This window comes from Chlorobaculum sp. 24CR (assembly GCF_004118635.1).
Classification (GTDB): domain Bacteria; phylum Bacteroidota; class Chlorobiia; order Chlorobiales; family Chlorobiaceae; genus Chlorobaculum.
In genome coordinates, this window is sequence record NZ_SDGU01000025.1 from 40,525 (window position 1) to 57,836 (window position 17,312).

General features: G+C 59.9%; 17 protein-coding genes. 5 read left to right on the forward strand and 12 right to left on the reverse strand.

Translation table 11 applies throughout. The features are described 5' to 3' along the window. Positions 1-2: 2 nt before the first annotated feature. From EST62_RS05780 to trmH, 6 genes are all read right to left on the reverse strand, one after another. Positions 3-446 carry a phage tail protein gene (locus tag EST62_RS05780; RefSeq protein WP_129051162.1) on the reverse strand — a complete coding sequence of 148 codons (444 nt, stop codon included), beginning with the start codon at positions 444-446 and terminating at the stop codon, positions 3-5. A gap of 13 nt (positions 447-459) precedes the next feature. Next, on the reverse strand, positions 460-897 hold the full coding sequence (locus tag EST62_RS05785; protein ID WP_129051163.1) for a phage tail protein: 438 nt from the start codon (positions 895-897) through the stop codon (positions 460-462). A gap of 56 nt (positions 898-953) precedes the next feature. After that, entirely contained in the window at positions 954-3,002 is a 2,049-nt protein-coding gene (locus EST62_RS05790) for a phage tail sheath C-terminal domain-containing protein (RefSeq protein ID WP_129051164.1), read from the reverse strand. Positions 3,003-3,031: 29 nt separating this feature from the next. Further along, complete coding sequence (locus EST62_RS05795; protein ID WP_129051165.1) at positions 3,032-4,045, reverse strand: hypothetical protein; 1,014 nt, start codon at positions 4,043-4,045, stop codon at positions 3,032-3,034. A 6-nt stretch (positions 4,046-4,051) separates the two neighbouring features. Continuing rightward, a complete protein-coding gene (locus tag EST62_RS05800) occupies positions 4,052-4,669 on the reverse strand; it encodes a DUF4255 domain-containing protein (protein ID WP_129051166.1) in 618 nt (205 codons plus the stop codon). Between the two features lie 472 nt (positions 4,670-5,141). Next, a complete protein-coding gene (trmH, locus tag EST62_RS05805) occupies positions 5,142-5,807 on the reverse strand; it encodes a tRNA (guanosine(18)-2'-O)-methyltransferase TrmH (RefSeq protein WP_167599206.1) in 666 nt (221 codons plus the stop codon). A 256-nt stretch (positions 5,808-6,063) separates the two neighbouring features. Between trmH and EST62_RS05810 the strand changes: the two genes are divergently transcribed. Both EST62_RS05810 and EST62_RS05815 read left to right on the forward strand, forming a co-directional pair. Beyond that, positions 6,064-7,137: a metallophosphoesterase gene (locus EST62_RS05810; RefSeq protein ID WP_129051167.1), complete on the forward strand. Its 1,074-nt coding sequence runs from the start codon at positions 6,064-6,066 to the stop codon at positions 7,135-7,137. A 113-nt stretch (positions 7,138-7,250) separates the two neighbouring features. Next, a complete protein-coding gene (locus EST62_RS05815; RefSeq protein ID WP_129051168.1) occupies positions 7,251-8,312 on the forward strand; it encodes a metallophosphoesterase family protein in 1,062 nt (353 codons plus the stop codon). 103 nt (positions 8,313-8,415) lie between these two features. Here the strand turns inward: EST62_RS05815 and EST62_RS05820 are convergent, their stop codons facing one another. From EST62_RS05820 to ppk1, 4 genes are all read right to left on the reverse strand, one after another. Next, positions 8,416-9,159 carry a ParA family protein gene (locus EST62_RS05820; protein WP_129051169.1) on the reverse strand — a complete coding sequence of 248 codons (744 nt, stop codon included), beginning with the start codon at positions 9,157-9,159 and terminating at the stop codon, positions 8,416-8,418. After that, positions 9,156-10,730: a CHAD domain-containing protein gene (locus EST62_RS05825; protein ID WP_129051170.1), complete on the reverse strand. Its 1,575-nt coding sequence runs from the start codon at positions 10,728-10,730 to the stop codon at positions 9,156-9,158. The genes EST62_RS05820 and EST62_RS05825 overlap by 4 nt, the downstream gene beginning before the upstream one ends. A 19-nt stretch (positions 10,731-10,749) precedes the next feature. Next, positions 10,750-11,547, reverse strand: a complete 798-nt coding sequence (locus EST62_RS05830; protein ID WP_167599204.1) for a hypothetical protein — start codon at positions 11,545-11,547, stop codon at positions 10,750-10,752. Positions 11,548-11,733: 186 nt separating this feature from the next. Continuing rightward, positions 11,734-13,917, reverse strand: coding sequence for a polyphosphate kinase 1 (gene ppk1, locus EST62_RS05840; protein WP_129051171.1), 2,184 nt, complete (start codon positions 13,915-13,917; stop codon positions 11,734-11,736). On the opposite strand from ppk1, the gene EST62_RS13445 reads away from it, so the two are divergent. Further along, positions 13,916-14,080 carry a hypothetical protein gene (locus EST62_RS13445; RefSeq protein ID WP_167599205.1) on the forward strand — a complete coding sequence of 55 codons (165 nt, stop codon included), beginning with the start codon at positions 13,916-13,918 and terminating at the stop codon, positions 14,078-14,080. The two genes, ppk1 and EST62_RS13445, sit on opposite strands and share 2 nt — an antisense overlap. A gap of 64 nt (positions 14,081-14,144) precedes the next feature. Here EST62_RS13445 and EST62_RS05845 read toward each other — a convergent pair whose 3' ends face one another. Continuing rightward, positions 14,145-14,822, reverse strand: a complete 678-nt coding sequence (locus EST62_RS05845; protein WP_129051172.1) for an HAD family hydrolase — start codon at positions 14,820-14,822, stop codon at positions 14,145-14,147. 3 nt (positions 14,823-14,825) lie between these two features. Continuing rightward, a complete protein-coding gene (locus EST62_RS05850) occupies positions 14,826-15,485 on the reverse strand; it encodes a class I SAM-dependent methyltransferase (RefSeq protein WP_129051173.1) in 660 nt (219 codons plus the stop codon). A 357-nt stretch (positions 15,486-15,842) separates the two neighbouring features. On the opposite strand from EST62_RS05850, the gene EST62_RS05860 reads away from it, so the two are divergent. Beyond that, positions 15,843-16,577 (forward strand): 1-acyl-sn-glycerol-3-phosphate acyltransferase, encoded by a 735-nt coding sequence (locus EST62_RS05860; RefSeq protein WP_245153490.1) that lies wholly within the window; start codon positions 15,843-15,845, stop codon positions 16,575-16,577. Beyond that, positions 16,565-17,233: a GNAT family N-acetyltransferase gene (locus tag EST62_RS05865; protein WP_129051176.1), complete on the forward strand. Its 669-nt coding sequence runs from the start codon at positions 16,565-16,567 to the stop codon at positions 17,231-17,233. Before EST62_RS05860 ends, EST62_RS05865 begins: the two co-directional genes overlap by 13 nt. Positions 17,234-17,312: the final 79 nt, after the last annotated feature.

The window sequence follows — 17,312 nt, forward strand, 5'->3', positions numbered from 1 at the left end:
CCCTATCCTTTCTGGACGGTGAAGTAACGGTAACTCAGCTCCATCGTTTCGACGACGACGCTGTTTTCGTTCGCATTGAAATCGCTGACGAGCCACTTTTTGGGAATGGCGTGAACCACGTTCCAGGTTTGCAGCGGCTCGCCTTTTTCGTTGAGCAGGTTGATCGACAGGTCCGTGGGGGTGAACGAGCGGTTCCGGAAGGCGTCGGTCAGCCACCCGATGACCGACGAATCGGTCAACAGGCCGCGCTTGAGCACCAGGTCGGCGTACTTTGTTCTCGTCGGCAGCTTGTGCTCGAAGCGGTTCTCGCCGCCCTCCTTGAAGGTCTCGAAGTCGTACTCAACCGACAGGCCGGAGACCGACTGGAAACGCGCGTCGTTCTTGTCTTTGCTGATGCCAAAGACCACCCGGAAATAGAACCCCCACGGAGGATAGTAATCAACCATAACGTCGTTCCTCTCAGATCTTCATCAGTTTCAGTCCCTCGTGCGCCAGCTCGATGCTCTCGATGGCTACCTCGTTGGCGTCGGACTTGAGGTCGGGAGCGGTGATCTTGACCGGGAAGCAGCGAGCCGCCGTCCAGGCCGCCACCGGCGAGTGCTTCTCGTTGAGCAGCCGGATGGTGACGTCGCGGCGGTTCTCGACGCGCTCGTTAGCCACCTCGTCGAGCCAGCCGTTGAAGTCGAAGTCTTGCTCGAACTTGCCGCGCTTGAGCGTGATGTTGCTGTTCTTGACCATGCCCGGCATGGCAATTTTGCTGAAGTCCTTGCTGTCGCTGTGCCGGTACTCGATCTTTTCGCGCTCCATCACCAGCCCGGTGACTTCGGTGAAGCTGAGTTTGGCGCCTCCCCAGTCAACCTGAAAGTGAAACCTTGGTATCGGATATTCCTGTGCCATAGTCGTGTGAAGTTTATGGATTGAAAAAACTGGTTATCGAATGCTCCGTTCGACGGTTACGACTCGGCCATCTTGTGCGAGAAGCGCAGGATGATGAACTCGGCGGGCCTGACGGCGGCCATGCCGATTTCGATAATCATGCGGCCTTCGAGGATGTCGAGCGAGGTCATCGTTTTGCCGAGGCCGAGCGACACGTAGAAGGCGTGTTCGGGCTTGATGCCCTGCAACGCGCCCTGTCGCCACTGCACCGTCAGGAAGTTCTCGATCATGGCCTGGATGCGCACCCATGTGTTGGCGTCGTTCGGCTCGAAGACGAACTGTTCGGTCGCTTTTTTGACCGACTCCTCGACGAAGTTGAAGAAGCGCCTGACGTTGACGTAGCGCCACTCGTTGTCGTTGCCCGCCAGCGTGCGCGCGCCCCACACCAGCACGCCCTTGCCGGTGAAGCTGCGGATGATGTTGACCGACTTGCCGGCGTTCGCATCGACGTTGTAGTCGGCCTGCTGCTCCTGCGAAATTCTGGCGACCGGGCTGACCACCGAGTTGAGGCTGACGTTGGCCGGGGCTTTCCAGACACCGCGATCCGAGTCCACAGCCGCGTACACACCGGCAATCGCGCCCGACGGGGGAAGCTGGTTGAGCGACTCGATGGCCTTGCTGACCAGGCTCTTGTAGGTTCCGAAGCCGCTGAGGAGGGCGTCGTTGAACTTCTTCTCATACTCGGCAGCCGAGCTTTCGGCGAAGCGGAAGAGCGCGATGATGGAGCTGGCGGCCTGCACGGCGGCGTTTTTGGCGACGTCGGCCTGCTGTTTTTCGGTAATGCCCGGAACGGTGTATTTCGCCGTGACCGAGGCGCTGGTGACAGTGGTGAACGAAGTCGTATCGTAAGAGGCTGCGGTGGTGTAGCCGAGCAGGATAATCGCCTTGCCAAGATCGGTTGAGGCGGTAATCGGATCGTCGGAGAAGAGGTTGATCGAGCCGTTGGTCAGCAGGTAGTTGTAGTGCGCGGCCAGCACGTCGAAGACTGATGCTTTCAGTTTGGAGCTGCCGAGGTACTGCTCGATGTCTTTTTTGAGGATAAAATCCCTGGTCTCCGGAACCGACGGGTCGGGCGAGGCGCTGACGACTGCCGGGAGTCCGTCGATCATGTCGCTCACATCGGCCACGATTTCGGCGAGCAGGTCGTAGATGTTCTGCAATGGCGCTTCCAGGGCGGCAAGCGTGGTTGCTGGGGAAGCGTTGTAGGCGTCGGAGAGCGCTTTGAGCTGATCCGCCCAGCTTTTGCCCGCGCCCGCGGCGGCGGTTTCGGCGGCATCGAGCGCATCGACCGCGTCCTGCGCTTCGCTCACATCCGAGAGCATCTGAAGGATCGAGGTGTCGCTGGTCAGGCTCGTGGCGGGAACGGCTGCGCCGGAGGCGTCGTCGCGCTTGAGTGTGAGGTCGCGGAAGTAGAAGTAGCGGGGGAGACTGGTGTTGATCCAGGGGCCGTAAGCCGCGCCGTACTTGAGGTTGTTGATGCCAATGCCGTCGCGGAGCTGCTGCACGTCCGCGCTAAAGTCGCTTGACTTGACCGTATCGCACAAGGTCACTCTGTCCTGAAGCTTGTTGCACTGCGAAAGCGCGGCGACCTGCACGTCGTGCAGTCCGTTGCCCGACAGGTTCACGGCGTCGGGGAAGAGCAGGATGGTCGGTTCGTCCTCGTTTTCGACCGCTTCGAGGCCGTCGAGGAATGCCTGTTTGTCGAGGCTGTCGCTGTAACTGCCGACGGAGACGATGTAGCAGTTGCCGCCGCCATTGGCGTAGAACATCCGGAGGCTGTCGTACAGCATGCGCCCGCCGGCGGAGGCTTGTCCGCAACCCGCGTAGTTGTTGTTCGAGTCGAGATAGAGCTCGATCTGTTGCGAAGGCCCCTGGCCGAACAGCTCGACGTACTCGGCGATGGATTCGATTTTGGTCGGCTTGTTGAAGAGCGACTCGCCGTTTTCGAGCGCCTTTTCGGTGTAGCCGATAAAGGCCGGAATCGCCGTCGCCACGGGTGCAATCGAAGGTGGGAACTTCGGGATCTCTTCGATATAGACGCCGGGGGTCTTGTACGTTGTTGCCATGATGTATCCCGTTTTAGGTTGAGGTTGGGTCAGATAACTATTTCCGAAACAATTTTTGATAGGGCGACTCCGGCCATTTCGGTTTTGACCGTCTCCACCGAGGGCTTTGGCCCGGTCGCGCCGGAAGCGTTGCCGTAAAAGGTCATGGGCAGCGGTTCGGCAGAGAGGCTTTCCGTGCCGTCACTTTCGATCCACTTCCACCAGGTGTGGCGGTTCTTGAAGCGCACCTCGAAGACCGGCCCGCTCGCCAGCGGTTTGCCGTCGCCGTCGATGAAGCTGAAATCGCCGTCGTCGCCGCGCGTTGCCGCGAGCCGGATGAGCGCGAAGAGGTCGGCGGGCAGATTGGCGTTGAAGAGGAGGCCTCTCGATGGCGCATCCGTTACGCCCTCCGGCGCTGCGATTTCCGGCACGTCGTTCTGGTTGGCGAAAACCGGCATCGCGGATTTGTCCGCGTCGAGCGTCTGAAAGGCCGGAGCGGTGCCGGTCTGGTCAGCCGTGAGCTGGCAGAAGGCGCCGCCATCCTCGAAAAGCGCTTCAATGCCGTCTCCGGCGTCGAGCGTCTCGATCTCTTTCGACAGAAAGAGCCGCTTGCTTTCGCCGCTGGCTCTCGAAGCGCCGGTGAGGTTGCCGAACACCGGCACGTTCTCTTTGAAACGGTAGCGGGTGCTCTTGTCGCCGGTGTAGCATTCGCGAATCGATTGCGGCCGCAAGGTGAGCGCCGTGTAGTTGAAAAATTCGGGGTCGATGACCTTGAGGCTCCACTCCAGCACCGTGTCCAGAGGCAGAGCCGCGTCGCTTGGCGCGGCGGCGATGAAGCCGCTCTTCGTCTTTCGCCAGAGCGCGCCGAAAGCTTTCAGCCTCTTTTCGGTCGCCGCCGTCGGTGTGATCTCCAGAAATGCGCCCACGTTATAATTCAACAGATAACGCTCCTGCTGCGCAGCCGGAAGGCGGTCGAACAGCGTCGGGCCATCGTCCAGCCAGTAGTGGTGAAGGAGGCGCACCTCGAAGAGTTTGCGGTATGCTTTTTCGCTTCGCTCGGCCATGACAGTTCAGAGTTTATGGCTGATTTCGGTGACGACCTCCGTGACAAGCCTCCCCTCCTTCGGGCGTGCCCTGAACTTCAGGTCGAGCATGCGCATCCAGTAGATGACGAAGGGATACTGCTTTCCGCCGAGCGTTCCCCAGAGGTGGTTGATCTCCTCCATCGAGGGAGAGTGGAGGTCGAAGATCAGCTTGAACGATTCGAGGCAATCGAGGTCGTTGGTGGGCGCGTTGCCGGTAATCGAGGCCGGGCTGACGTTGTCCTGGGTGAAGACGTTCCGGAACTGGAAGAAGCGCAATACCCTGGAGAGCATCAACAGGCCGTTGGAGTAGCTTGCGTGTGGCGCGATGATGAGTATCTGGAAGTTCAGAAAGAGCGGCGGATTTTCGTACAGCGCCGTCAGGTTGGCTTCGTCGCGCCGGTAGTTTGGCTGGTTCTTGAGCGTCTTTTCCTCCCGCACATTGATGACCGAAAAGAGCACCGAATCTCTCGAAATGCCGTTGCTTGATGTGTCGAACCCGTCGGAGGGATTGCCCAGCCGCGCGTTGTCCGTATCCATCGAATAGGCGTCCCGCAGATGCGAATTCAGTTCGTTGACCACGATTGTCAGGGCATGAGAAATCATTGGTCATCGTTGGTTTGACGGTTTGACGAAACCTGCTTCGCACTCTCTCTCTTCTTCAGGTTGACCGGGAAAAGCTTGTGCCGATTGTCCGTTTACAGTCGAATCGAACAACGGTTTCGCTTTCAGCGCCGATCTCAGGCCAAAGCGAAGATGGCTTCAAAAAACAGCCCATGCCAGTGACTTTTCCGACTACGATACCGGAGACGAACACTCGACAAACGGCAAACTTTTTCAAAAAAACAGTTGGCTGCTGACCTGCGTGCCGGGTATGAACAATCGACGCAAGTCGATGAAGAAGGATGCTTGCAATAAAATACGTGTAAAAGCTACTAATATTTTCGCGCCGGGCAAAATGAAAAAATGAGATAACTATCTGTTGTATATATGGAAAGGGGGTTTATTGTGTTTGATTCTATGTGTAGTGTATATGCGTTTGCTGTTTTAAAAAATAGTCCAGCGGGATGCGGCGGTTTCACTCCGTGATTCCGTCGTTCTCGAACGCGCCGTTTTCGTCGAGCTCCGGGTAGGGTTTGCCTCGCTCGCGCAGCACGGCGGCAAGGCGCGGGTAGGTGTACTCGAAGAGCAGGCGCTCGAATTCGGCGTCGCTGAAGTGGCGCGTGTCGTACATTCCGGCGGCCTGGCGCTGGCGTTGCGCTTCGAACAGAATGAGGGCCGCGGCGACCGAGACGTTCAGCGACTCGACCATGCCGACCATGGGGATATAGATGAAGTTGTCAGCGAGGTCGAGCGCCTCTCGCGAAGGCCCTGTCAGCTCCTCGCCCATCACGATGGCCGTCGGGCGGGTGTAGTCGATGGTGCGGAAATCGACCGCCTCCGGGCAGTAGTGCGCCACCAGAATCTGCATTCCCGCCGAGCGAAGTTTTTCGCCAACCGGCGTGACCGATTCGCTGAGGCCGACCTTGACCCACCGGCTCGCGCCCGCCGCTGTGTGCTGCCTGGTTCTGATCGAGGAGCGGTACGAAATGGCGTGCACCCGGTGAATGCCGACCGCGTCGCAGCTCCGGATGATGGCGGCCAGGTTGTGCGCCTTGTTGACGTTGTCCATGACGAGGGTCAGGTCGGTCTGCCGCTTTTCGAGCAGCTCGCGGATTTTCCGGAATCGTTCGGGTGAGACCAATGGGGCGTGGTTTGGTTGATGGAGCTTCAGGTCAAGAAAGCGTTTTTTCGTTAACTTTTCAATCACTCATCCGTTCGGGCGCTTTCCTCGGCAATGTGTTGTTAATGGCTGGCTTGAAGGTATATTCAGTTTCAAAATCAGAGCCGGGGGGCTTCGGGGTTTCGAGGGCGAGAACCTTTGAACGGCGCGCTCTGTTGTATCGGAAAGCGGTAAAATCCTTCCGGAAAAATGTGTCTGAAACCATGAGTTTGCATCAGTGAGTCTGCATCAGAAGAAACATCCCCATCTTGAAAAACTGCTTGAAACGTCCAGGCCCGTCACGCTCGACGGTTCGTCGAAGGTGCTGATCCTGAGCGACTTGCACATGGGCAACGGCGGGCGGCGCGACGAGTTCCGGCGCAACTCTGAGCTGGTGCGCTCGATGCTTCAGGAGCACTACCTGCCGGGTGAGTACAGCCTCGTGCTGAACGGTGACGTCGAAGAGCTGTTCAAGTTTTCGGTAGAGGATATCGTCAGCCGCTGGGGCGAGATGTACGAACTGTTTCTGCAATTCGAGAAGAACGGATTTTTCTGGAAGACCTACGGCAACCACGACTCCGATCTTTTCGAGGAGCGGAACTACCCGCTCTCGAACCATCTGCTCGAATCGATCAGGTTTGAGTACGAAGAGGAGGTGATGTTGCTTTTTCACGGCCACCAGGCCTCGATTCTGCTCTGGGAGACCTATCCGCTGGTCAGCCGCGCGGTCGTGCTGTTCCTGCGCTACGTGGCCAAGCCCATCGGCATCCGCAACTTTTCGACCGCCTACAACAGCCGCCGCCGCTTTGCTATCGAGCGCTCGATCTACGAATTCTCGAACCAGGCCAAGATCGTTTCGGTTATCGGCCACACCCACCGGCCACTGTTCGAGTCGCTCTCGAAGGTCGATCATCTCAACTACCGCATCGAGGAGCTGTGCCGCCAGTACCCCGACGCCGGGCCGGAGGAGCGGCTCGCCATCGAGGAGCAGATCGGCGACCTGAAGGCGATGCTCGACGCCTGCTTCACCGAGGGCAAGAAGATTGGCTTGCGCAGCGGGCGGTATAATAATATTGTCATACCGAGCGTTTTCAATTCGGGCTGCGCCATCGGCAAGCGAGGCGTCACGGCGCTCGAAATCGACGGCGACCGCATCCGGCTGGTTTACTGGTTCAAGGAGAAGCAGGGGCGGCGCTTCGTCAGCGACCGCGAGAGCGCTCCGGAACAGCTTGGCCAGAGCGGCTTCTACCGCATTGTGCTCAACGAGGATCACCTCGATTACGTCTTTTCGCGGATTCATTTGCTGGCCTGAGGGGGATCGGTCGGATCCGGCGAAAAGAGTTTGCCGGAAGTTTGCAACGCATCGTTCTGGAAAGGTTTACCTTTGCCGAGGCAAACAGCTCTTTTTCACCCGACAGGCGGCGCATGACTCGCTATTCCAATCTTGAACGGTTGCTGCACACCTCGGAAACGATCGGGATTGACCGCGCTTCGCGGGTGGTGGTAGTCAGCGATCTGCATCTCGGCGATGGCGGGCGCAACGACGAGTTCCGGCACAACGGCCAGCTCTTCGAGACCGTGCTGCGCCAGCGCTACCTGGCGGGCGGCTTCAGCCTCGTCTTGAACGGCGACATCGAGGAGCTGTTCAAGTTCGACCTCGACGCTATCGCCTCCGCCTGGGACGGGCTGTACGATCTTTTGCTCGCGTTCGGGCGCAACGGTTTCTTCCGGAAGCTGTACGGCAACCACGACCACGGCCTGCTCGATCACCACGACTACAGACTCGCCTCCGCGCTCGTCGAGTCGCTCGCGCTGCGTTACGAGGGACAGACTCTTCTGCTTTTTCACGGCCACCAGGCTTCGCCCTACCTCAACGAACCCTCGTCGATTTTCAGCCGCATCCTCTTCTATATTCTGCGTTACCTTGCCCTTCCCTTCGGCTTTCGCAACTACTCGGTCTCTTACAGCAGCCGGAAGCGGTTTGCCATTGAACGCTCGGTGTACGACTTCTCGAACCGCTTCAAGCTCATTTCGATCATCGGCCACACGCACCGCCCGCTCTTCGAGTCGATGTCCAAGCTCGACTACCTCAACTATCGCCTCGAAGCGCTGTGCCGCGGCTATGCTCCGGCGGACGCTGCGCAACGGCAGGCAATCGAGGCCGAAATCGGCGAGGTGAGGGCGGAACTCGAATCGTGCTACCGCAACGGCTTCCGCAAAAGCCTGCGGAGCGGGCGGTACGACGCCATCGCCATTCCGAGTATTTTCAATTCAGGCTGCTGCATCGGCAAGCGCGGCATCACGGCCATCGAGATCGAAGATGGCATGATCCGCCTCGTTTACTGGACGCGCGACGGCCTTCGGGGCCGCCCGACCGGCGAGCGCCTCCATACAGCGCGGGAGCTTGGCCAGAGCGGCATCTACCGCGTGGTGCTCAACGAAGATCACCTCGATTACGTTTTTTCAAGAATACGCCTGCTGGCGTAGAAAAGAAAGAATAGGACGGATAGGGCTTATAGGACGGATAGGTCGAATAGGATGAAAGAAAAAAGAGCGTGTATAGTCGGTATTGCGACCGGCAATTCTCAATTCATAATTCTACTCTCCCCCTCACCTCCTCCCACAGTTTGCTGTATGCCTGCGCTGCCGGGCTTTTGGGATGGGTGGCGTTGAGGGGGGCGCGGGTGAGGCCCATTTTTTCGACCTCCGAGCTGTAGGGGATCGTTTGCCGGAGCATCGCCGGATTGGCGCTGAACTCTTCGACGATTTCGCGGTGCATCGATTTCCGTTTCTCCTCCATCGAAAAGAAGCCGACGATTTTCGAGCTGTCGAGGCCGTTGCCGTCGAAAAACTCCACGAGCTGGTTGAAGGTGCGGACGGAGAGCGTCGTGGGGATGACCGGCACGAGAATCAGGTCGGCGGCGCGGAAGACGCTCTCGGAGAGCAGCGTGAGGTTTGGCGGGCAGTCGAAGAAGAGGTAGCGGTACTCCGCGTCGAGTCCTTCGAGGTTTTTCGACAGCAGCTTCTTCGGCTTTTTCGATTCCGAAAGCTCAATGTCGAGGTTCCGGTACGACAGGTCGGAGGGGAGCAGGTCGAGGTGGGTGAAGTCTGTGGCCTTGATGTTCTTCAGGATTTTGCTGTTGCCCTTCAGGAATTTTTCGCTGTTGTACTTGCGCGAGGCCGTGATACGGAAGTAGAACGAGCTGGCGCCTTGCGGATCGAGGTCGCAGATGAGCGTTGGCGTTGCGGTGGTCGCGGCGAGGAATGAGAGATTGACGGCGGCGGCTGTTTTGCCCACGCCGCCCTTGATGCTGTACAGGGCGATGGTTTTCATGCTTCGGCAAGTCCGGTCAACAGTTCGTCAAACAGTTCTCCGGTTTTGTCGCTGTCGAATCCGGAGAAGATTTCGTGGAAGTGTTCCCTGACTTTTTCCCTTTCACGGTAGAGCGTCGTGAGCAGGCCGCCGATGGCCGCCGCCTCGCCGATGCCGCCGCGATCCGCCGGAAGCGTTTCGAGGCGGCTCTGCAAAAACTCCATCTGCACCGAAAGATCGACAAAGTTGCCGAGGTTGTCTTGCAACGCCTTCATCTGCCGGATGGCCTGCGCGGTGGCTTTCGGCGCAAAGAGCGACGCGAAGAACTCGAGCAGGTAGCGCAGCTTTTTGCAGTCGATGCGCAGCTCGTGAAGCTCGGTGTCGCTTGTTTCGCTGCCGGCACGGCGTCCGTGCGCGAGCACCTTTTTCAGCGCTTTGCGGATCGCTCGCGTCGCCACCTCACCCGTCGGTTGCGCGGCGAGCGGCGCGGATTCTTCGCCCGGAAGCGTCCCATCCGCGATGAACTCTTTCAGCGAAGTCATAAAGTCGGGATATTCCCCGCCTGTAAAGTAGCGACAGAACTGCCTGTGATGCAAACGTTTATCGGCTTCGAGATCGCTGAAAAAGGGATCGAGCGCCGGCTGGAGCGAAGGCGGCAGGAGCCGCGTGTACTCTTCGCGGCGCAAGAGATAGACGTCGCTGTCGCGCAAGTCATTGGTGCGCTTGCCGAGTTCGCGCAGCCCCGCGAGCGCCCAGGCGGTCTTTTCGGGGTCGAACGCGCCGTTGAGCAGCCGGATGATCGAGCGGCTTCTTCGCACGGCCACGCGGAAGTCGTGCAGGAACTCGGAGTCGATATCCTTGCGGATGCCCTCTTCGTTTGCCTCCATGACGGAGGTGGTGAATTGCAAGAGCCGCCGGATGTTTTCGTTGATGGGCGCGCGGGCGTCGAGCTGTAAATGGAGCTTCGAGGAGTAGTTTTTGCCGAACGGCTCGGCGGCCTCCATGATGGTCATGAAGCGCTCCTTGACGCTCACGATCCGGTAGGCGTCAACCGGCTCCGGCAGCGCCATGAGCATTGGCGACAGCTCCTTGTGGTAGCCCTTGAGCGGCGTGATCGAAAAGTGGTGCGGAAAAACGGTCTCGCTCGTTTTGTCCGACGGATGGAGCGACTCGTAATCGAGCGTGGCGACGGTTTTGTCGTCCTGGTTCAGAATCCGCCACGACGAGATGAAGCGGTCGATGGCGCAGCGGTTGATGAAGGCCCTGAGCGTGCTGCACTGCAAGAGCTTTTTTCGCGCCATGCCCTCCGGAAGGTCGGATGCGAAAAAGCTCGGCGGCGTCTGGACGAGAGGTGTTTCCGCCTCCGCCAACCCGCTTTCGAGATCGATGATCGAGAGCACGCCCTTTTTGCGTATCACCGCCAAGCCTTTGCGCAGCGCCTCCTCCTCGAAAGTATCGTAAAAAACCAGGCGTTCCCGGCGCGTGGAGATCCGCCCAAGGCTCCACCCCTTGGGCAGGTTCTGCCCGACCGCCTGAACCAGCGGCGTCTGGCCGTTGATTCTGAAATAGAGGGTTTCCTGGGTGTCGCTCATCGGCTCTCGGTTTCAGCGGTTATGAAGAAAGCGCCTTGATATGGCGTTCGCCGGTTTCCTGGCAGCAGCAGCGCACCGAGCCATCCCGGACAAGCCGGATGCAGCTCCGGTCTGGCTCCGGTTTCGGACTGTTACAGGCGGTGGCCGGGTTGCCAGAGCAGTCGATCGTGCCCCTGACCCGTTTCGGAAATCGCTTGAGGCTCATGAGGCGGTTGCCGGAGCAGTTGAAGTTGCCCGCCACCTCGACCGGCCCGTGCGCGAGATTTTCGAGCCAGTTGTCGGCGCAACGGAAGTCTCCATTGACGAACTCAGGCGCGCCGTCGAGCGAGGCGAGCTGGTTCGTCGAGCAGTCGAAACCGGCGTGGACTTCGTCGGGCGCGCCCTGGAGCGAGCGCAAGCGGTTCGATGAGCAGTTGAACGAGCCGGTTTCGAGCGGGCCGCCATAGAGCGAACCGAGCCGGTTGCCGGAGCAGTCGAACACTCCCTTCACCTTTTTCGGCGAACCGAGCAGTGAAATCAGGCGGTTGCCGGAGCAGTTGAAATCGCCCTTCACCTTTTTCGGCGCGCCCTTCAGGCAGGAGAGCCGGTTTGACGAGCAGTTGAAATCGCCGTTGATTTTGTCCGGCCCGCCTTCGAGCGAACTGAGTTCGTTGCCGGAGCAGTCGAAGCTGCCGGTGATTCGCGGCGCTCCTTCGAGCGAGGTCAACAGATTTCCGGAGCAGTTGAACGAGCCTTCGACGATCTCCGGGCACCCTTCGAGCGAGGTCAGCCCCAGGTTCGAGCAGTCGATATCGCTTGTGCCATCGAGCCTGCCCATTATATCTCTGAATGTGCGCATCATTGCGGAACGATGATGCGATGCCGGTCGTGGCCCTTTCGGGAAGGCATCGGATTGAACAGTTTTTTCGGTATTCATGGCGACCAAGTTAGCTGGCCGTCGCGCAATATTTCGTTTCGTTGCAAAGTGTTGACAGAATCGTTACCGCTTCGTTGCCGTTCCGGTTCAGTTCATGGCGAGTCGGCCCTTGATGCCGGTCGCTTTCTTTTTCTGCGTGCGGCGCTTCATGAATCGCTCCTGGCTGTTGACCTCCGGCGCGTCGTTGCGCAAAAGCGTGCAGTTGCCGCTTGGCTCAATCTTCCACGCCTTGAGGTTGTCGGCGAGCTGGAGTTCGAGGTCGTTTTTGACCCGCTCGACGAGCGCCGGATCGAGGATCGGAAAGAGCGTTTCGACGCGGTCGTCGAGGTTGCGCGGCATGAGGTCGGCGCTGCCGAGGTACAGCTCCGGCTTGCCGCCGTTCGAGAACCAGTAGGCGCGGCTGTGTTCGAGGTAACGCCCGATGATGCTGATGACCCGGATATTCTCGCTCACGCCCGGAATACCCGGCTTGAGGCAACAGATGCCGCGTACGACCAGCTCGACCCGCACTCCCGCCCGCGACGCCCGGTAGAGCGCCTGGATGGTGGCCGGATCGACCAGCGAGTTCATTTTCATCATGATTTTTCCGCCGCCTTTTTCGGCCCAGGCGATTTCGCGCTCGATCATCTCGATGATCCGTTTTCTCGTGTTGATCGGCGAGACCAGGAGATGGCGGTAATCGGTATATCTGAAATAGCCGGTCAGCGCGTTGAACAGCTCCGAGACCTCGCACGAGAGCCGGTCGTCGTCGGTGAAAAAGCTGTAGTCGGTGTAGAGCTTGCCGGTCGAGGGGTTGTAGTTGCCCGTGCCGAGGTGCAGGTAGCGCCTGAGGCCCTGCGCTTCGCGGCGCACCACGAGCGTGAGCTTGGCGTGGGTTTTGAGGCCGGGCAGGCCGTAGATGACGTGCGCGCCGACCTCTTCGAGCGCTCGCGCCCACACGATGTTGTTCTCCTCGTCGAAGCGCGCCTTCAGCTCCACCAGCACGGCCACCTGCTTGCCGAGTTCGGCGGCCTTCATCAGCGACTTGACGATGGGAGAGTTGCCGCCGACCCGGTAGAGGGTCTGCTTGATGGAGAGCACGTCGGGGTCGCTCGCCGCCCGGTCGATGAAATCGACTACCGGCTGGAACGAGTCGTACGGGTGATAAAAGAGCAGGTCGCCCGAATCGATGGCCCGGAAAATATCGGCGTTTCGCGGCTCCTCGAAGGGATTATGCGCAATGAACGGCTCGTCCTTGAGCGATGGCCGGTCGATTTTGAGCAGCTCCATCAGGCAGCCGAGGCCAAGCGCGCCGTCGATTTCATAGACGTTCCGCTCCTCGATTTCGAGGTTGTTGACCAGCAACTGCCGCACGAAATCGGGCATTTCCGGGCTGATGTCGAGCCGCACGACGTCGCCGTAACGGCGCGATCTGACGCCTTTTTCGATGGTTTGCAACAGGTCGCCCGCTTCGTCCTCCTCGATTTCGATGTCGGCGTCGCGGATGATGCGGAACTGGTGCGACTGCACGATCTCCATCGTCGGAAACAGGAGGCCGAGGTTGTGCTGGATCAGCTCCTCGATCCAGAGAAAGCGCAGGCACGACGGGCCGTTGCACAGCCCCTCGATGTCGTTGAGTTTCAACAGGCGCGGCAGCACACTCGGCACCTTGACGCGGGCGAACTTCAGGCTGCCGTGCCCGATGTCGTTCAGCTCGATGGCCAGGTTCAGCGACAGGTTCGACATGAAGGGGAAGGGGTGGCCGGTGTCGAACGCCAGCGGCGTGAGCACGGGATAGATCTCCTCGCGGAAGTATGCGTTCAACGCCTCGCGCTCGCCGAGAGCGAGGTCGCTGAAGCGCACGAAGGTGATCCCCTCCGAGGCCAGCGCGGGCAGGATGTCGCCGTAGAAACAGGCGTTGCGCAGCCTGAGCTGTTCGAGCACCTCCGCCCGGATGCGTTCGAGCTGCTGGGATGGCGTGAAGCCGTCGATGGTTTTTTTGCGGATTCCGGCTTCGACCTGCTTTTCGATGCCCGCCACGCGGATCATGAAAAACTCGTCGAGGTTGGAGCTGAAGATGGCGATGAACTTGGCCCGTTCGATGAGCGGATGCTCACCGGGGCGGATCGCCTCGTCGAGCACCCGGCGGTTGAAATAGAGCCAGCTCAACTCCCGGTTGAGGTAGAGCGACGGGTCGGTGAAGTCAGGCTTGTCGGCCTGACTGTTGCCGTTGCGTTTCGGGGTCTCCGTGAGCAATGCCGCCGGAAGGTTTTCTGGGTTGGGAGGATTCATGACGCGCGAAATGGTGCTGGAAGTCGATGGTTCAACGGATTTCAAGGCGGCAATGCAGTCCGGTGATGAGGGCGATCCGGTTCCAGGCCATTGGCCGGGCGATCGAATCGCGCAAGTAGCCGCATACAGAACGGCTGCTTCTGTTTTGTACGGGGAAAAGTAGCAAATAGTTTCCGCCGGAAAGGTTACGAACGTGTTAACTGTTGCTCTTTCCGGCGGTTAGGAGGTCAGGCGGTGAGCAGCGGGATAATCTCTTCTGGCGACGAGACGAGCTTTGCCGCGCCGGTGGCGAGTAGTTCGTCTCCGGGGCGGTAGCCCCAGGTGACGCCGAGGGGGTACATGCCGGCGGCGGTGGCGGTTTTCATGTCCACGCCGCTGTCGCCGACGTACAGAATCGAGGCGGGCTGGACGCCGAGTTCTTCGGCCACCATCAACGCGCCGGTCGGGTCGGGCTTGGGCGCGATGCCTTCGCGGAAGCCCATGATGACGTCGAACTTCCATGGCGCGAGCAGCGCTTCGGCGCACTGGCGGGTGAAGCGGTCGGGCTTGTTCGAGAGAATCGCCTTTTTCAGCCCCAGCCGGTCGATGGCGTCGAGCAGTTCGGCGACGCCGTCGTAGGGGCGTGAGCTGTCGTTCCAGTGCTCGGCGTATCGCGCCTGCATCTTTTTGAGCAGTGGCTCGGTGATGGCCTCGTCGTGGGCGCTTTCGGGCAGCGCTTTCCTGACCAGCTCACGCATGCCGAAGCCGACCATCACCCGGCACACCTCGACCGTGTGGGTGGGGTAGCCCTCCTCTTCGAGCACCGAGTTGAGGCTGTGGGAGATGTCCGTGAGCGTGTCGAGGAGCGTGCCGTCCATGTCGAACACCACGGCGGAGAATTTCTGGGTAACTGACTGATTCATCATGCGTTATGCCTTGGGTTTGAGCGCGGTGACAAGAAAGACCGGGTAGCTTTTCAGATTGCCCTCGCGGTTTTTCTTTTCGATGACGTGCGCAGTCATGAAGGAGACCCCCGCAAATCCCGCCGATTCGAGGAGCGTTTTGAGCACCGCGCGGTCGAAGCCGTGGTGCACCTTTTCGGTGGCGTCGTCGTGGAAAAGGCCGTCCTCGGCGTCGAGATCGGCGATGGCGAGCGTACCGCCGGGTGAGAGGTGAGCGACGAGCTCGCGCAGGAAGCTCGCGGTATCGGGAATGTGGTGCAGCGTCATGCTGCTATAGACGAAGTCGTAGTCGCGCTCAAGCCCGGCAGCCTTTTCGGGGCGGCTGAAGTCGAGATGCAGCGGCTCGATGTTGGCGATGTTTCCGGCGGCGATCTTTTCGCCGAGCATCCGCAGCATCTCCGACGAGCTGTCCACGGCGGTCAGCCGGGCGCAGTGCGGCGCGATGCGTGTGGTCACCAGGCCCGTTCCGCAGCCAAACTCCAGCGCGTTGGCCGGTTTGCTGACCGGCATGTGCGCGATGATCGCGCGAGCCACGCCATCGGCGAGCGCCGCGCGGACGGCGTTGGCGTCCCACTCGGCGGCCTTGTTATCAAATCGTTCGGTATCGCTCCAGCTCTTCTCACTCATTGTTTTTCATCGGTTTGACGGTTCATCGCAAAGTGCCAGCCGCTTCCGGCTGCGCACAATATACGCTTCACCGGCCAAGAGTGAAAGCCGCAAACGCAGGCATTCGAGCCGCCGCCTCATGCGGCCCGGCAGAAGTTGCCAAATCGTTGCCCGCCCTCCACGAACGCCCAACAATCGGCGGTTAATTTTGAGCGTTGGCAAAACAATCAGCCTCTTCAATCTTCAATCCTATAGGACTTATACGACCTATAAGACCTATAAGTCCTATAAGAATTTACAATGAACCGGTTCGTCGAGCTTTTTTGCAGGCCGTTGCCGCATCTCACGGGTGGCAAAGCCTTTCTGCTGAGGCTGCTCATGGCACCGAACCTGTTTTTCGTCGAGGTCGAGGGGGCCGGGCGGCTTGAACGCAACGGCTCGTCGCCCTGCATCTACGCCTTCAATCACAACAATGCTTTTGAATCGCTCTTTGTGCCGGTGCTGCTCATCTGGTTGCTTGGCGGGCGGCGCGTCAGTTTCGTGATTGACTGGATGTTCGGTCGCCTGCCCGTCGTCGGCTGGCTGATGAAGCAGATCGATCCGGTTTACGTCTGGCACAAGCGCTCGACCTGGGCGTTCCTCGAACGCCGCCGCGAGAAGGCGGCTTCCTCCTCCAGCCGCGACGAGTGCGTCCGGCGGCTCCGCGAGGGCGCGAGCATCGGCATCTTTCCCGAAGGCACGCGCAACGGCGATCCATTCAGATTACTCAAAGCGAAGCCGGGCATCGGCTCTATCGCGCTCGAATCGGCCGCGCCGGTCATTCCCGTGGGCATCGAGTTCGTCGCCGCCCGCAGGCGTGGCCGCGTACCGCTTGTCGGCAAAATCGTGCTTCGTTTTGGCGAGCCGATGCAGTTCGAGCGGCACCGCGCTTCCGTGGCCGGGCCGGACGCCGGAGCGAGCCGCGCCCTCAAGCGGCGACTCGCCGGTGAGATTGCCGACGAGGTGATGCTGGCCATATCGCCGCTCTGCGGCAAGAGTTATCCGTACACCGAATCTGAACCGGAACCGATTCCGACTCTCAAACCATCAATGGAGGCCCTATGTCCGTCATAACCGTATCGAAGGTGCTGACGCCCCAAGACCGGCTCGAAGCGCTCGGGGTGATCGAGGAGGTGTTTGTCCGGGAGAAGCAGTGGATGAAGGATGCCGGCGAGCAGATTCCGGAGTTTCTGGATGGGAACCTTGAGTATTCATGGTTCCTGGCCAGAGTGGGCGACCAGCCTGCCGGGGTGATGCGCCTCTACTACGATCCGCCGCTGGAGTTGCCGGAGACGTGCCAGGTGAAGTTCGCGCCGGGCATCGATCTTGAAACGCTCCGGGCTGCCGGGCAGTACGTCGAAATCGGCAGGTTTATGATCCGCCCGCAGTTCCGGCGGCAGCACCGCGTCGCCCTGCGTCTCATGCGCGTGGCCAGCGCCGAGGTGATCGAGCGGGGCTACACGCACTTCATCACCGACGTTTTCGAGGGCGAGGAGCATTCGCCGCTCAACTTCCACACGCGGGTGCTCGGCTTCGAGGTGATCGGCAGCCATCTGTTCGGTGAACTCAATTGCAGCTCGACGCGCATTATTCTGACGCTCGACATCATCAAACTCTACAACCGGGTCAAGGACAGCCGGAGCCGGTTGTATCAGGAGCTGGTCGAGGGGTTGCGCGGCAAAGTCGAAGCCCGGAACGCCAAGCGGCGCGGACTCTCTGCGCAGGTGTGACGGATGGCATGAATCGGTGGCGACGAAACGTCCAGTCAGTATGGTCGCGGTGGCGGGTTTTGGGTAAGATTTGTAAAAA

Bases quoted from the DNA above. Each gene is read 5' to 3' on its own strand.
- EST62_RS13445 (WP_167599205.1), top strand. From the start codon at position 13,916: ATGACGCGCGAAATGGTGCTGGAAGTCGATGGTTCAACGGATTTCAAG.
- ppk1 (WP_129051171.1), bottom strand. From the start codon at position 13,917: ATGAATCCTCCCAACCCAGAAAACCTTCCGGCGGCATTGCTCACGGAG.
- EST62_RS05815 (WP_129051168.1), top strand. From the start codon at position 7,251: ATGACTCGCTATTCCAATCTTGAACGGTTGCTGCACACCTCGGAAACG.
- EST62_RS05845 (WP_129051172.1), bottom strand. From the start codon at position 14,822: ATGATGAATCAGTCAGTTACCCAGAAATTCTCCGCCGTGGTGTTCGAC.
- EST62_RS05800 (WP_129051166.1), bottom strand. From the start codon at position 4,669: ATGATTTCTCATGCCCTGACAATCGTGGTCAACGAACTGAATTCGCAT.
- EST62_RS05865 (WP_129051176.1), top strand. From the start codon at position 16,565: ATGTCCGTCATAACCGTATCGAAGGTGCTGACGCCCCAAGACCGGCTC.
- EST62_RS05860 (WP_245153490.1), top strand. From the start codon at position 15,843: ATGGCACCGAACCTGTTTTTCGTCGAGGTCGAGGGGGCCGGGCGGCTT.
- EST62_RS05785 (WP_129051163.1), bottom strand. From the start codon at position 897: ATGGCACAGGAATATCCGATACCAAGGTTTCACTTTCAGGTTGACTGG.
- EST62_RS05820 (WP_129051169.1), bottom strand. From the start codon at position 9,159: ATGAAAACCATCGCCCTGTACAGCATCAAGGGCGGCGTGGGCAAAACA.
- EST62_RS05795 (WP_129051165.1), bottom strand. From the start codon at position 4,045: ATGGCCGAGCGAAGCGAAAAAGCATACCGCAAACTCTTCGAGGTGCGC.
- EST62_RS05830 (WP_167599204.1), bottom strand. From the start codon at position 11,547: ATGGGCAGGCTCGATGGCACAAGCGATATCGACTGCTCGAACCTGGGG.
- EST62_RS05780 (WP_129051162.1), bottom strand. From the start codon at position 446: ATGGTTGATTACTATCCTCCGTGGGGGTTCTATTTCCGGGTGGTCTTT.
- EST62_RS05825 (WP_129051170.1), bottom strand. From the start codon at position 10,730: ATGAGCGACACCCAGGAAACCCTCTATTTCAGAATCAACGGCCAGACG.
- EST62_RS05850 (WP_129051173.1), bottom strand. From the start codon at position 15,485: ATGAGTGAGAAGAGCTGGAGCGATACCGAACGATTTGATAACAAGGCC.
- EST62_RS05790 (WP_129051164.1), bottom strand. From the start codon at position 3,002: ATGGCAACAACGTACAAGACCCCCGGCGTCTATATCGAAGAGATCCCG.